Consider the following 13,956-nt stretch of genomic DNA (forward strand, 5'->3'; position numbering starts at 1 on the left):
CTTCAACACCCCAAAGATAATGAGTAGTCAACTCGCTTCCCACGTCCAGTATGCCCGCGAGCAGAAGCACGCTGGCAAAGCCCGCAAAAAGAAGATCGCTGGTGACCGCCGCCGGCTCTTCCTGCTGGTCATGCTCACCTGCCTGGCCTGCCTGCTGCTCGACTGCACGGCCACTAGGCCAGTGCCGGCATTCCAGGATGCCCAGCCCGCTACCCCCTCTGTCTCTTCCACTGAAAACTCCCTAGGCTAACCCGATCATGGCTACTCATAAATTTATTGTTTCGTCGAGTGCCCTGCTGCGGGCCGTCAAAGAAGTCAACCCGGCCATCACGAGCAATCCGGTGGTGCCCATCCTGGATAACCTGCTCTTCGATATTAAGAGCAGCAAGCTCACCATCACGGCTTCCGACCTGGAAACCAGTATCACCACCTCGCTGGCCGTGGAGGCAAAGACCGAGTGCAGCATCACCGTGCCGGCACGCGTCCTGCTCGACACGCTGAAGAGCTTGCCCGATCAGCCCATCACCTTCACCCTCAATGAAGAGGAGAATACCGCCGTGCTAGCCACCTCCAACGGTCGCTACAAGCTCGCCTGTCAGTCGGCAACTGACTTTCCCCGCGTGCCAGTGGTGAAGGGTTCCGAGCCGCTGGAGATTCCTTCGTCGGCTCTGGCCCGGGCGCTGAGCAAGACCTTGTTCGCGGTTAGCTACGATGAGCTGCGGCCTGCCATGACTGGTATCCTGGTGCAGGTGTACCCGACCCAGCTCACGTTCGTGGCCACCGATGGCCACCGCCTGATTCGCTACCAGCGCACCGATATTACGAGCAGCCGCAACGCCAACGTTATCATTCCGCGCAAGGCCTGTGGACTGCTTAAAGGAGCGCTGGGCACTGAGGAGACTGTGGTTAAGGTAGAGTTCAATAGCACTAACGCCATCTTCAGCTTTCACCAGATTCGCCTAGTGTGCCGGCTCGTCGACGAGCGCTACCCGGATTACGAGAATGTGATTCCGGTCTCGAATCCGAACACCTTGCAGCTCAATCGGCTGGATCTGCTCAACACGGTGCGGCGCCTGAACATTTATTCCAACAGAACGACGCATCAGATCAGGTTGCGCCTGACTGCTTCGGAGCTTACCGTGTCGGCAGAGGATCTGGACTTCAACAGAGAAGCCAGCGAGAAGCTAGCCTGCCAGTACGATGGGGAGGAATTCGAGATAGGCTTTAATGCCCGCTTCTTTCAGGAGGTACTATCCAGCCTGGACTCGATACAAGTGTCACTGGCCCTGAGCACCCCCAACCGGGCCGGCCTTTTCTCGCCTGTCGCTGGTGAGGATGAGGAAAATGTGCTGATGCTGGTGATGCCTGTCATGCTTAACAACTACGTGTAGCATGGCTGATATCCAAATCCTGGGCCGCTACCTAATGGCCAACGTCGAAATCGAGAACCCTGCCCACGGGCGGGGTCGCCTCATGGGCCTGCCTTATAATGTCATTGGTGAAGACATGCGGGTGCAGGTGCAGTTCCCCAAAGTGGAGGGGGCCACGGGCTGCCACGAAGACCAGTACGACCTGAGCAACGTGCGCCTGGTGCTCTACGATGCCGAGGATATCCCGGCCATCATGGACAGCCTGCAGTCCTGGCAGGTGCCCGATTCCTACTCCGACGTGGTGAGCCGGCTCAGCGCTCAGGATCTGCACGACATGGCCAGGCTCGTCGATGAGCTGCGCTCCCTGGGCGTGGCCCTGAACCTGAAGCCTCACCAATACATCCGGAAGCCCGTGCGCAGTGCGGACCTCCAGCCTCAGTCCAATCCTAACCAGCTCCTCCTCTTCTAAATATGGGTACGCTACAAACCATGATGACCCCCATGCAGGCCTTGCTGACGCTGCGCAGCCTGGCTACCGGGCAAGTCCCCAACTGCATCAATCTGGCAGCCCTTGATCGGGTGCTGGCTACGGTGGAGGACCAAGCGCCTTATAATGAGCTGGAACTGGAGCGCGATCAATACAAGGCTGCTTATGAGAAGCTGAGCCAGCTGATTGATGCGAGTGTGTGGCCTGTGGATGAGCAAGTAGAGAATATGCGCTTTCTGCATGCTCCCATTATCAAAGACATCCTTATAGAGCGAGTTCGACAGCTTAATAAGTTTGGTCCGCAAAATCGTCCGCCATTCGAATGGTTTTTGATCTTATCTGAAGAGGTGGGCGAAGTGGCCAAAGAATGCGTGGAAATGCAGTTTGATGATGCTAACCACCCCAGGGCCAATCCTCAGGCTTACCGCAAAGAATTGGTAGAAGTAGCTGCTGTGGCCCTGGCTGCCCTGCAGAATTTTGATCAGCGTCTTAAACCGGTGCCATCTCTCACGCAGGAAGGAGGCACTCATGTCTAGCCTCCCAACTTTACGCCCCTACCAGCTCCAGGTGATCGACGAGGTGCGCACCGCCATCAAGGCCGGCAAGCGCCGGATCCTGGTGGTGGTGCCCACCGGCGGCGGCAAGACCACCATCGGCGGCTCCATCATTCATGGGGCCACGGCCAACGGCCACTCCGTGCTGTGGATGGCCCACCGCAAGGAGCTCGTCGACCAGGCCTACGAGCGCATCAGCTGCCGGCGCTCCGGCTTCGGCATCAGTGCCGGCATCATCATGGCCAATACCCGCCCCAATCGTCGGCAGATGGTGCAGGTGGCCAGCATTCAGACCCTGCTCAAACGGGAGCTACCCGCCGCAAAAATTATCCTCGTCGATGAGGCTCACCACTCCGTGAGTCCTTCCTTTCTCAAGCTGCTTGAGCGCTACCCCAACACCATCACTATTGGTCTGACCGCTACTCCTTACCGCCTCGATGGCCGCGGCCTGGGTGATGTGTATGATGCCATCGTAGCGCCCATCGGTATTCCGGAACTGCAAAAGCAGGGCTACCTGACGCCGGTGCGCTACTTCGGTACCCCCAAGGATCTGGAGCCCAAAACCGATGACGTGAAGACCATCGCCGGCGACTACGACCAGAAGGCGCTCTACTTAAAGTTCGACCAGCGGGAGTTGTACGCCGGCGTAGTGAGCAACTACCAGCGCTTTGCCAATGGCACCCGCGCTATCGTTTTTAACATCAACGTGGAGCACAGCCAGAAGACTATGGAGGCCTTTCGTGCCGCCGGCATCAGCTGCTATCACGTCGATGGCGAGACGCCCCGGGCCGAGCGCGAAAGCCTGCTTAAGCGATTCCGGAATGCGGAGTTCGACGTGCTCTGCAACGTGAACCTGCTCACGGAAGGCTTCGATTTGCCGGCTATTGAGTGCGTGCTGCTCAACCGCAAAACCAAGTCGAAAGCGCTTTATCTGCAAATGGTAGGTCGCGGCCTGCGCCCGGCCCCGGGCAAGGATTGCTGCCTCGTGATCGATCAGGGGGGCAACGTCCGGGAGTTTGGGCCGGTGGAGCATCCCGAGGAGCACGCGCTGGAGATGACAGCGGACCGCAAAAAAGGCGGTGGGGCGAAAGGTGCCCCGCCCATGAAGTCCTGCCCGATGTGTGAGGAGCTGCACCTGCTCAACGTCCGCGAGTGCGGTTGTGGGCACTTCTTCAGCTCCGCCAGCCAGGAGCTCAAGCAGGAAGAATTTATGGAGCTCACGTCCTTCCTGCCGGCGACAGTCAAACTGAAGGCGCCGAAGCCCGAAGTACCGGTTCACCTGCGCAAGGCCTGGATTAGCATGAGCGAGGCTGAGCTGCGTGAGTACGCCCACCTGATGGGGCATAAGCCGGGCTGGGTATATCATCAACTGCAACGCCAGCGGGAGCTGAGCCAGGCCGCATGACGCTGACCCTAATTACTCGTCCTGCGGCCTGGTCGACCAAGACACTAAAGGAGCAGGCTCATTTCCTGCGCGCCCGCAAGCTCAATCACCAACGCACCCCCAACCGCTTCACCTTCTCCTCTGCCGATGCCGACCTGCTGGCCCGCATCGAAGCTGAACTCTCCAAGCGCCCATCATGATGGTCTCGATCTATCCCAATATCAATACTACTACTGGCGGCACCGATATGACTATCGACGCGGTGCTGGCCGGCATCCAGGAAGGTCAGTGGCAGGAGCAGGTGGAGCTCGTGCGGCGCTGCGATACCAAGACCGAGCAGCGCGAAGCCAAGAAGCGCGTGCCCTATTTTACCGTATCAGGCACCTTCACCAAGCGCAGCGATGCGGGCCTGAAAGCCCACAGCGGCCTGATTGCCCTGGACGTGGACAGTGCCCCCAATGAAGGCCAGGACCTGGCGAAGGTGCGCGCCGCTATTGAAGCGGACTCCTACACTTTCGCCTGCTTCACCTCCATTAGTGGCGCCGGGCTGTGCGTCATCGTGCGCATCCCCACGGAGGATCATAACGGCAGCTTTCGTGCCCTGGAAGCATATTATCAACAGGCTTATCAACTAAGGGTGGATAGCTTGCCTGACGTGTCGCGCCCACGCTTCGTGAGCTACGACCCGAACCTGTTCTATAATCCCGACTCGGCCACCTTCGAGGAATCCCTCGAGGAGCCGGCACCAGTGCCGCCCCGTGCGATGCCGGCCACCAGCTGGCAGCCGTCGCGCAATGGGGAAGGCTATGGCCAGGCCGCGCTGCGCACGGCCGTCAATAAAATTCTGGGGGCCGTCGATGGGCAGAAGCACCACACCCTGAACAAAATGGCTTTCCTGTGCGGGGGCTACATCGGTTCGGGCTTCCTCTCGGCCGACGAGGTACGCCAGCAGCTGCGCCAGGCCATCGGCTGCCGCGAAGTCACGGACGCCAAAAATGCCTGGAAGACGATCGAGGATGGCATCGAGGCCGGGCAGCTCAAGCCCATCCTGCCCGAACAGCTCCAGTACAGCGTGCGGAAAATGCGCAAGGATGACGTGCCCGCCGACGGCGTGGTGCAGCGCCTGGTGGCCACCCAGGGCGTGCCGGCTGAGGCGGTACGCTTTGCCGTGGAGGCCATTTATGCGGAGGAGGAACGGGAGCTGCTCACCTTCTGGGATGTTATCTACAAGGAAGGCAAGCGCCAGGAGGAGGATACCTACACGCTGCTGATCAACCGCCCGAAGTATATCAGCTGGCTGGCGGATGAGGGTTTCGCCTTGCATCGCCAAGGGAAAGCCTACGTGCCGGTGCACGTGGCCAGCAACGTCGTGACGGAGGTGAGCCGGGCAGAGATCAAAAAGCACGTGACCGACTACGTGGCCACGCTGCCCTTTGAGTTTGACGGGGTGTTTCGCATTGTGCTGGAAGATGCCATCCAAAAGCAGCACCGTCAGCTTTTTGAGGAGGGCACCTTTGAATTTTTGCCGGCGGTCGGTGACGCCTTTGTGCGTGATACCAAGCAAAGCGCCTTCTTCTTCTTTCGTAACGTCTGGGTAGAGGTAAAGGCGAAGTCGGTTACGCCCCGGCCTTATAGTGAGCTACCAGGCCGGATCTGGGCAGCGCAGCGCATTGACCGCGACTTCACCGGCTACAACCTGCTCACGCCTCAGGGCGAAGCGCTCAGCAGCTATGGTGAGTTCGGCCGCTACCTGAGCTGCATCACTGCGGGTAGTGCTGACCGGCTCGACTCGCTGGCCAGCGCTCTGGGTTACTTGCTCCACCGCCACCGCTCCCGCACCGAGTGCTACGCCGTCGTACTCTGCGACGAAGCCATCACCCGAGGTGGTGCTGCCGGCCGCACCGGTAAAGGTTTGCTGGTGCAGGCCCTGGAAAAGCTGCGCACGGTGGTCAAGCACGATGGTAAGAACTTCGATATCAACCGTCAGTTCGCCTGGCAACGCATCCGTCACGATACCGAAGTTATGGTGCTCGATGACCTTGATGCTAAGAAGCTGCCTTTCGAAAAGCTGTTTTCCATCATCACCACCGGCATGGAGGTGGAGACCAAAGGAGGCCAGCAGCAGTACCTCGACTTCCACGATGTGCCCAAGTTGCTGATCAACACGAATGACACGCTCGTCGGTGAAGGGGCGAGCCACGAGGGCCGGAAGGTCGAAGTGGAGGTGGCCAGCTATTTCGGCCCTGGTCGCACCCCCCGGGATGAGTTCGGCCACGAGCTTTTCGACGAGTGGGACACGGAGGAGTGGATGCTGTTCGACAACCTGATGTTGCGTTGTGCGCAGCGCTATCTGTCGGGAGGTATCCGTAAAGCGGCACCCATCAATTTGAACCGCCGCAAATTAATCCAAAAAACGGCTGAGGAGTTTGCTGACTTCGCAGAGGCCTATTTGCCCAATGATGAGTGGCACCCGCGCCGGGGGCGCTGGCTCGCTTTCCGTGAGGTGGCTGGCTTCGACGAAAAGATGTGCAGCCTCCGGCGCTTCAATGGCTGGCTTAAGGACTGGGCTTATTACATGGGCCTGGAATACCATGAGCAGCGTCAGACGGCCGGTTTTCTGCCCACTGAGCGCGACGTCGATGTGCGTTTTACCGTGAGAGAATAAGGGCGGTTTTGGCACGAATGGCACGAAGCCCTCTATTTCCCGGCTAGTATTTCTATTTATAAACATTCCTATATGATCAATATAAGAATGTTAAAAAACAGAGAGATAGGGAGAGAAATAGGATCGTTCGTGCCATTCGTGCCAGAATGCTAGAAATACTCAACTATTAATCATTTAAGTACAAAATGGCTACTTCTACCTTCCTACCCCTAATCGAGGCTCCTCAACTCTCCGAATCAGGCCTGCAAGCCAAGTGTCACTTGTTCTTCAATCAAACCTACCCAGCACTGCGGGGCCTGGGCTACATGAACCACAACGACGGGGCAAAGAATCAGATCCAGGCTGCTCAGGACGTGGCGCGCGGTCTGGTCAAAGGAATACCCGACTGGTTTCTGGCCGTCGCTCGTCACGGCTTTCATGGCTTGTATATCGAGTTTAAGGTGGGCCACAACACCCTCGATAAGTGGCAGGTCAAACGCATCGAGCAGCTCAGGGCTCAGGGCTACCAAGTGGAAGTCGTTCGAACTGAAGCTGAGTACCAGCACCACCTGACCAATTACCTCGCTTAAGCACTCAACCCAATCCGCTACCAAAACAACCTGCCACTGTCAAACAGCTACCCTATGTCGCCTGCTGCTACCCGCCGCCGTCCTTATTCCCGCTCCGACTATCACTACCTGCGCCGCCACTATGGGCATAGCAGCGCCACGAGCTGCGCCCGCGCCCTAGGCCGCACTGTCGGCAGTCTGAAGTACTTTATCAATGCCCACCCCGAGCTAAAGAAGCGCGGCCATACGGGCAGCTAGGCAGGTTAGTTGTGTGTTAGCTGATTTGTACAATATCTGTGCATTAACTTTTAACTATCCTTTTGTGGCTTTTGCATTCCACTAGCCTCAAGTTTGCTCTACCCATAGCTCGCACCAAACCGGTTAGCTTCGTGATAGAGTCCAACTTGCTTCGCTCCCTCGTAACGGTCTCTATCCAGGTGGTAGAAGCCCCCAGTGCTGTTCGCCCCCCGCTCACGCTCAGCGTGTGCCCTAAGGGTAAAGTCTACCTGACGAAGGATCTAAGTAGAGCCCTGGGCCTCAAGCAAGGACAGTGCATTGAGCTGGTACCTCCCAGGGCCCGCAATGGGGGCAAATGGCATTTGGATGTGCGCCCCCTAACGCCCCTGGCTACGCTCAGCATCCTGGGCTGTAAGCTGCCCCAGTTCGAGATGCGCTATACGCTTTCGCCGAAGCACTTCAAGGGTAAGCTCCCGGGTGAGCTCCTATCGCGCCTCACGCTCAAGCTGCTCGATGAGGCGCCCCTCGTGCCCGGTTACTACCCCCTTGCTCCCTGCTTTGATGCCCAGCCTGCCCAAAAGCTCACCCCCCAGACCCTGGCAGCCTGCCCCCCTCAAGCGGGAGTATCAGGCGCCGGTAGTACGTACCAAGCTCTACGACAGCCCTGCCTGGCGCAAGCTGCGGCTGCTCATCCTCAAGGCCGAACCACTGTGCCGCACCTGTCATGCCCAGGGCAAGGTCGTAGCTGCCCAAATGGTGGATCATATCAAGCCTGTGCGTGAGGATGGGGACTTCTTTGAGGCCAGCAACCTGCAACCCCTGTGCAATCCCTGCCATGCCCGCAAGAGTGCCAAAGAAGGCCATAGCAGACGTCACAAAAACCGCGATTCCAGCCAATAGAGGCACATTTTGCTATAAAAAGTGCCCCCAGAGGCTGGAAACAGCCCTAGGGGGTAGGGGGTCAAAATCCTCCGGCCCTATGTGGCGATAACCGTAGTCCCTCCCCTCAGAGACGCGCGTGCATAACTCAACCCCAAAAGTTCTTTTCCCCATTTCCCATTATTCTCCCTCTGCTACCCCATGACGACGATCACGCCCGGCCATACCTATGAGTTAAAAAGCCTCGAAGGTGGGCAGCCGCAGACGCTGCAGTTTATTCAAAAGCAAATGATTGATGGTCAGTTCGTCACGGTACAGGATGGTACCACCAATGAGGAAGTAATTGAGGCCCTGCTCGACCGCTTACGGGTGCAATCAGCCAAGCTGCCGAGCCGGGAAACGGCGCTGGCCATCACCAAATTTGAGGAGGGCTTAATGTGGTTGGAGCTCCGGAGTAAAAATCGACAAATCCGGGGCGTGGAAGGTACGCCCCACGCGTAGCCATGGCCGGAGGACGCCCCCGCAAACCCACCTCGCTTAAGAAGCTGGCAGGCACGGATCAGCCCTGCCGCACCAATGAGCAGGAGCCGGTGCCCGACGTGGCGCTGCCCCTGCCGCCGGCCTGGCTGAGTCCTGCTGCTAAAGAGTACTGGGGCGAGATTGGCGCCGTGCTGCTGAGCATGAAGCTGGTCACGGCGGCGGAAGGCCCGGCCCTGATGCTGCTCACCGACGCGCTGGCCGAGTGGGTCGGTGCGCGCAAGGTGGTGCTCAAGTCGGGTCGTACCTACAAAGCGATGACCGAGCACGGCTTTATCATGCGGCCCCGGCCGGAGGTAGCCATTGCCAGCGATGCCTGGAAGCGAGCTATGCGCATGCTGGTGGAGTTTGGGTTGACGCCGGCGAGTCGGAGTAAGGTGTCGGCTATTGGGGAGAAAGAGGGAAAGGATCCCTTTGCCCAGATGATGGAGGATATGAAAGGATGAGCCTCGCCCCCTGGCACCAGTACGCCCACGATGCCGTGCACTACGGCACCATCGAAGCCGGGGTGCAGGAAAAGCTACGCCCGATTCTGCTGCGCATCCGCTCGCTGGAAAAAGATCGGGAGCAGCACGCCGATCAGATCGCGGCCCTGCAGCGCAAAGCCGAGGTGCACCGCGCTTCCCTGCGTGAGCTGCCCATGCGGGTGGGCAAGTACGTGCGCCTGGCCTGCGAGCGCCACCTGCGAGACCTGGAAAACGGCCACGAACGGGGCCTGTTTTTCAGTGAAAAAGTAGCGGGTGCGGCCGTCAAGTTCTACTCGTTTCTTACCCACAACAAAGGCAAGTGGGCTGGCCAGCCCCTGACGCTGGAGCCCTGGCAGCAGTTTATTATTGCCTCCGTTTTTGGCTGGAAACGGGCCGATGGCACCCGCCGCTTTCGCGAGTCCTACACGGAAGTAGCCCGCAAAAATGGTAAGTCCACGTTCAGCTCGGGCGTGGGCTTGCAGCTGCTCGTGGCTGATGGCGAAGCCGGCGCGGAGATTTACACGGCGGCTACCAAGAAAGAGCAGGCCCGCATTGTCTTTGGCGACGCCCAGAACATGGCCCGTAAGTCCACGGCCCTGGCCCGCAGCATCAAGGTGCAGCAGCACAGCATTTTTGCCCCAGCCACGCTCTCGAAAATGGTTCCGATGTCGGCTGATGCCAAGACGGAGGACGGCCTGAATCCGCACGGCATCATCATCGACGAGTACCACGCCCACCCCAACGATGAGCTGTATGGTGTCTTAAAATCAGCTACCGGGGCCCGCACCCAGCCCCTGCTCACCATCATCACCACCGCCGGCTTCAACAAGCTCGGCCCCTGCGCCCAGCTGCGCAAATCCTGCGTGAGCATCCTGGAAGGCGTGTTTGAAGCCGACCACTACTTTGCCATCATCTTCTCGCTCGACGAGGAGCTCGATGACTGGAACGATGAGAGCTGCTGGGTGAAAGCTAACCCCAACCTGGGCGTGTCGGTGGGCCTGGCGTATTTGCGCGAGCAGTACCTGGATGCCGTGCGCACCCCCTCTTTGCAGGTGAACTTTAAAACCAAGCACCTGAATCTGTGGACCGACTCGGCCGAGACCTGGCTGCCGGCCGAGCTCTGGGCCCTGGGGGCCACGGCGGTACCGGTCGAGGAGCTAGCGGGCCGGAGCTGCTACGGGGGGCTGGACCTAGCTTCGGTGCGCGATATCTGCGCGCTGGAACTGCTGTTTCCCAACCCGGATGGCAGCTTTGAAACCCTGCACTTCTACTGGATACCGGCCGACACGGTGGAGGAGCGCACCAAAAAAGACGGGGTGCCTTATCGCCAGTGGGTGGAGCAGGGGCTGATGTTCGCCACGCCCGGCAACGTCACCGACTACAACTTTATCAAAGCCCACGTGCTGGAGTTCTGCGAACTGTACCAGGTGCAGCGCATCGGCTACGACCGCTACAACTCCTCACAGCTCGTGATTGATCTGACGGCTGAAGGCATTGCCATGTCGCCTTTTGGGCAGGGCTTTATTTCCATGGGCTCGCCCACGAAAGAGCTGGAGCGCCTGGTGCTGGAGGGCATGATTCACCACGGCGGCAATGAGGTGCTTAGCTGGATGAACGGCAACGTAGTACTGCAGCGCGACGCGGCCGGCAACATCAAGATCGACAAGGGCAAAGCCAAGGATAAAGTCGACGGCATGGTAGCCCTAGTGATGGCGCTGGGCGAGTACATGACAGACGTCAAAGAAGGCCCTAGCAAGTATGAGGAGGAAGATCTCGTGTTTTTGTAGGTGCCTTGTAGCGGTTATGTAGTATTGACTTTACTCCATTGTTGCAACCTGAAAGCCATTTGCCGTCATATACAGTTGGTATGATCTGCCTCTGGTAAGTGTGTAGACACGGTTGGCCACATAGATGTATAAAGTGTCGAAAACCTGACTTCCAAGGAAGCTGTCGTAGCAAACTTTTTGATTTATGGGTATATAAAAACTCCCCCAGCTTTGCTGGGTAAAGCTCAACGAAAATTGAGCTGGAACTGAGGAATTGTTCTGAAGACACACTTTGTATTTCATGCTCTCCTCTGGTATTTGCGGTGGCGGTGGCGGTGGCGGTGGTGCTCGCATAATAGGCTCTGGTCTATTACGCCCTGGCATATTACGCTCTGGCGAATTACGCTCTGGCAAATCTCGCTCAGGTCGCTCAGGTCGCTCAGGTCGATCCCTACCGCGATCACCCTGGCCATATGCCGCTATGTATCCTCCTTGAAATAGGCATGTAAATAGTAGAAAACGGAAGAAGGTTTTCATGCATGTGGTGTTGACGGTTGATTACTATTCCTGCCCAATAAGTAGCCCGCGATCGTTCCCAGTAGCCCCGTTGCAGGCGCTAACTGGCGATCTCCATAACCTGCAGTCGTTAAGAAAAGGATACTAGTGATGATGAGCGTTACGGTGATTAAGCGCAGGGCATGACTGTCCTCTATGTTCCTTATTTTGATTAACAGGGCTTCGATAATGATCAAAAAGAAACCGAAGTACAGTACCTGTTCAGATAAAGAAATTTCAATATGACTGGGAACAGGCAGGACTGGGGGGCCGCTATTGGTCGGCACTTGGGCCTTTGGGATTGCACTGGCAGCAGAGTCTCCTGCCTGTAGCAGTAGCAGCAAATGAGTAAGCATCATTGTCATAGTCATCTATAATAAATTGCCTGACTGGAAGTGAATCAAGCAATTTGTTCTCCTCCAAGCATCGGTGCTACCACTGAATTTTAGCGCATTTACATAGCCGACTAGTGCTTTATGGTTTGCTCTACCAATAGGGATTGACTTACTAGAATTAGGCTCAGCGCTGCGGGTACTTTGCTTCCACTTAGCAAGCATAGCCCGTGGGTCTGTTCGACTTTCTCTCCCGTAAATCTGCTCCTCAGTCGCTGCAAGGCGACCCGAACCAACCGGCCGGCGCCATTACGCAGGTCGGGGCCGGCGGCTACGACTCGGCCGATGCGGGCTTTATGGCCTGGCTCGATGCCGGCGGGCACCTGACGGCGGCTACTAGCAGCGGCATTGCGGTGAATGAAAATTCGGCCGTGACGCTCTCGGCCGTCTGGGCCTGCATTCGCGTGATTGCCGAGTCGGTGGCCCAGTTGCCACTGTTCGTGCTCGAAGACACGGGTAAGGGAGGCAAGCGCAAGGCCATTGAGCACCCCGCCTACCGGCTGCTGCAAAAGAAGCCCAACCCGCGCCAGACGGCTTTCAACTTTCGCGAGATCATGATCGCTACGTGCTGCCTGTGGGGCAACGCCTACGCCATCATTGAGTTTGATGCCCTGCTGCGCCCCATCGGCCTGCACTGGGTGCACCCGCGCAACGTCACCGTGATTGAATATTTGGGCGAGCTCTACTACCAGATCCTGGGCGAAGCCAAGCCCCGCCACAGCTACGAAATGCTGCACGTAGCCGGGCTGGGCTTCAACGGCGTGACGGGCCGCTCGGTGCTGAGCGTCATGCGCGACAACTTCGGCCTAGGTCTTTCGGCCCAGCAGTACGGCTCCAACTTCTACAACAACGGGGCAAACGTCGGGGGCGCCATTGAGCACCCCAATAAGCTCAGCAAAGAAGCGCTGGAAAAGCTGCGCGCCCAATTCAACAGCCAATACAGCGGGCTGAAAAACTCGCACAGTACGGTCATCCTCGACGAGGGCATGAAGTATAACCGCATCGGCATGCCGCCGGCGGACGCGCAGTTTCTGCAAACCCGCGACGTGCAGGATATCCACATCGCCCGCGGCTTCCGCGTGCCCCAGCACAAGATTGGTATCCTGACCCGCTCCACCAACAACAACATCGAGCACCAGGGTCTGGAGTTCGTCACGGACACCATCGGCCCCTGGCTGGAGCGCTTTGAGCAGGAAGTAGAGTGCAAGCTGCTGCGCGAAGATCAGAAGCTCACTTACTCCATCAAGCACAACACGACGGCGCTGCTGCGCGGCGACGTGGCCGCGCGGGGCCAGTTCTACAAGGATCTGTTCCAGGCCGGGGTGCTCAGCCCCAACGATATCTGCGACATGGAGGATATCGACCACGTGCCCGACGGCGACCGCCGCTACGTGCCCCTGAACATGGTGCCCACCGATTTACTGGAAAAAGTACTGCTCAAGCCTGCCACTAAAAGAGGACATGAAAAAGAACCCAACGCTGCCTAGCGGCGAGGAAAGACGCTTTTTAGAAGGTGGCAAGGTCGAGCTGCGCCTGGCTGCTGACGGCACGCCCACCCACTTTACCGGGCAGGCCATTGTCTGCGGCGTGCGCTCCAAGAATCTGGGCGGCTTCGTGGAAATCATCGCCAAGGAGGCCCTTGATGAGGCCGACACGTCGGACTGCATTGGCGTCTTCAACCACAACCGCGACACGCTGCTGGGCCGGGTGAGCTCGGGCACCCTTCAGCTCACGCGCAACGCCGACGGCGGGCTGGACTACGAGATAGCCTACGACGCGCTGGATCCGGACCACGTGCGGGTGATGCGCAAAATCATGCGCGGCGACGTGGTCGGCTCCTCCTTTGCCTTTCGCGTGGCCGCGGGCGGCGATGACTGGGTGCTGGAAGAATCCGAAGCCGGCAACCTGTGGGTGCGCACGGTGAAGAAAATCAGCCGCGTAGCCGATGTGTGCCCCGTCACGGATCCAGCCTACGCCGACAGCTCAGCCGCTAAGCGCAGCCTCGAAGCTTTCCAAGAAAATATCATTCCACTGGTAACGCCCTGTGTGCCCTTATCGGTGCGTCAACGCCAGCTTACTCTCCTCACCTTTTAATTTCTCACCTCCCCATTTTCC

General features: G+C 58.3%; 17 protein-coding genes. 16 read left to right on the forward strand and 1 reads right to left on the reverse strand.

From position 1 onward, the window contains the following. Positions 1-19: 19 nt before the first annotated feature. The 14 genes from ACW9KT_RS15475 to ACW9KT_RS15540 all read left to right on the forward strand — a co-directional run bounded on the left by ACW9KT_RS15475 (position 20) and on the right by ACW9KT_RS15540 (position 10,915). Complete coding sequence (locus ACW9KT_RS15475; protein ID WP_457081970.1) at positions 20-250, forward strand: hypothetical protein; 231 nt, start codon at positions 20-22, stop codon at positions 248-250. 7 nt (positions 251-257) lie between these two features. Further along, a complete protein-coding gene (gene dnaN, locus ACW9KT_RS15480; protein ID WP_457081972.1) occupies positions 258-1,391 on the forward strand; it encodes a DNA polymerase III subunit beta in 1,134 nt (377 codons plus the stop codon). A gap of 1 nt (position 1,392) precedes the next feature. Continuing rightward, a complete protein-coding gene (locus ACW9KT_RS15485; protein ID WP_457081974.1) occupies positions 1,393-1,839 on the forward strand; it encodes a hypothetical protein in 447 nt (148 codons plus the stop codon). A gap of 2 nt (positions 1,840-1,841) precedes the next feature. Next, a complete protein-coding gene (locus ACW9KT_RS15490) occupies positions 1,842-2,393 on the forward strand; it encodes a hypothetical protein (protein WP_457081975.1) in 552 nt (183 codons plus the stop codon). Continuing rightward, positions 2,386-3,816 (forward strand): DEAD/DEAH box helicase, encoded by a 1,431-nt coding sequence (locus ACW9KT_RS15495; protein ID WP_457081977.1) that lies wholly within the window; start codon positions 2,386-2,388, stop codon positions 3,814-3,816. The genes ACW9KT_RS15490 and ACW9KT_RS15495 overlap by 8 nt, the downstream gene beginning before the upstream one ends. Then, complete coding sequence (locus ACW9KT_RS15500; protein WP_457081979.1) at positions 3,813-3,995, forward strand: hypothetical protein; 183 nt, start codon at positions 3,813-3,815, stop codon at positions 3,993-3,995. The genes ACW9KT_RS15495 and ACW9KT_RS15500 overlap by 4 nt, the downstream gene beginning before the upstream one ends. Continuing rightward, positions 3,992-6,460 carry a BT4734/BF3469 family protein gene (locus tag ACW9KT_RS15505; RefSeq protein ID WP_457081981.1) on the forward strand — a complete coding sequence of 823 codons (2,469 nt, stop codon included), beginning with the start codon at positions 3,992-3,994 and terminating at the stop codon, positions 6,458-6,460. The genes ACW9KT_RS15500 and ACW9KT_RS15505 overlap by 4 nt, the downstream gene beginning before the upstream one ends. Positions 6,461-6,645: 185 nt before the next feature. After that, positions 6,646-7,029: a VRR-NUC domain-containing protein gene (locus ACW9KT_RS15510; RefSeq protein WP_457081982.1), complete on the forward strand. Its 384-nt coding sequence runs from the start codon at positions 6,646-6,648 to the stop codon at positions 7,027-7,029. A gap of 54 nt (positions 7,030-7,083) precedes the next feature. After that, entirely contained in the window at positions 7,084-7,266 is a 183-nt protein-coding gene (locus ACW9KT_RS15515) for a hypothetical protein (RefSeq protein WP_457081984.1), read from the forward strand. A 71-nt stretch (positions 7,267-7,337) separates the two neighbouring features. Next, entirely contained in the window at positions 7,338-8,027 is a 690-nt protein-coding gene (locus ACW9KT_RS15520) for a hypothetical protein (RefSeq protein ID WP_457082055.1), read from the forward strand. Beyond that, a complete protein-coding gene (locus ACW9KT_RS15525) occupies positions 7,999-8,145 on the forward strand; it encodes an HNH endonuclease (RefSeq protein ID WP_457082053.1) in 147 nt (48 codons plus the stop codon). Before ACW9KT_RS15520 ends, ACW9KT_RS15525 begins: the two co-directional genes overlap by 29 nt. Positions 8,146-8,325: 180 nt before the next feature. Further along, entirely contained in the window at positions 8,326-8,625 is a 300-nt protein-coding gene (locus tag ACW9KT_RS15530) for an Acb2/Tad1 domain-containing protein (protein WP_457081986.1), read from the forward strand. A gap of 2 nt (positions 8,626-8,627) precedes the next feature. Next, a complete protein-coding gene (locus ACW9KT_RS15535; RefSeq protein WP_457081988.1) occupies positions 8,628-9,107 on the forward strand; it encodes a phage terminase small subunit P27 family in 480 nt (159 codons plus the stop codon). Further along, entirely contained in the window at positions 9,104-10,915 is a 1,812-nt protein-coding gene (locus ACW9KT_RS15540; protein WP_457081990.1) for a terminase large subunit, read from the forward strand. Before ACW9KT_RS15535 ends, ACW9KT_RS15540 begins: the two co-directional genes overlap by 4 nt. Positions 10,916-11,427: 512 nt before the next feature. Here ACW9KT_RS15540 and ACW9KT_RS15545 read toward each other — a convergent pair. Next, a complete protein-coding gene (locus tag ACW9KT_RS15545) occupies positions 11,428-11,808 on the reverse strand; it encodes a hypothetical protein (protein ID WP_457081992.1) in 381 nt (126 codons plus the stop codon). A 203-nt stretch (positions 11,809-12,011) separates the two neighbouring features. On the opposite strand from ACW9KT_RS15545, the gene ACW9KT_RS15550 reads away from it, so the two are divergent. After that, positions 12,012-13,328, forward strand: a complete 1,317-nt coding sequence (locus ACW9KT_RS15550) for a phage portal protein (RefSeq protein ID WP_457081993.1) — start codon at positions 12,012-12,014, stop codon at positions 13,326-13,328. Then, positions 13,303-13,935 carry an HK97 family phage prohead protease gene (locus ACW9KT_RS15555; RefSeq protein WP_457081995.1) on the forward strand — a complete coding sequence of 211 codons (633 nt, stop codon included), beginning with the start codon at positions 13,303-13,305 and terminating at the stop codon, positions 13,933-13,935. Before ACW9KT_RS15550 ends, ACW9KT_RS15555 begins: the two co-directional genes overlap by 26 nt. The last annotated feature ends 21 nt before the right edge of the window (positions 13,936-13,956 follow it).

The sequence above is a fragment of the Hymenobacter sp. HD11105 genome (genome assembly GCF_054051685.1).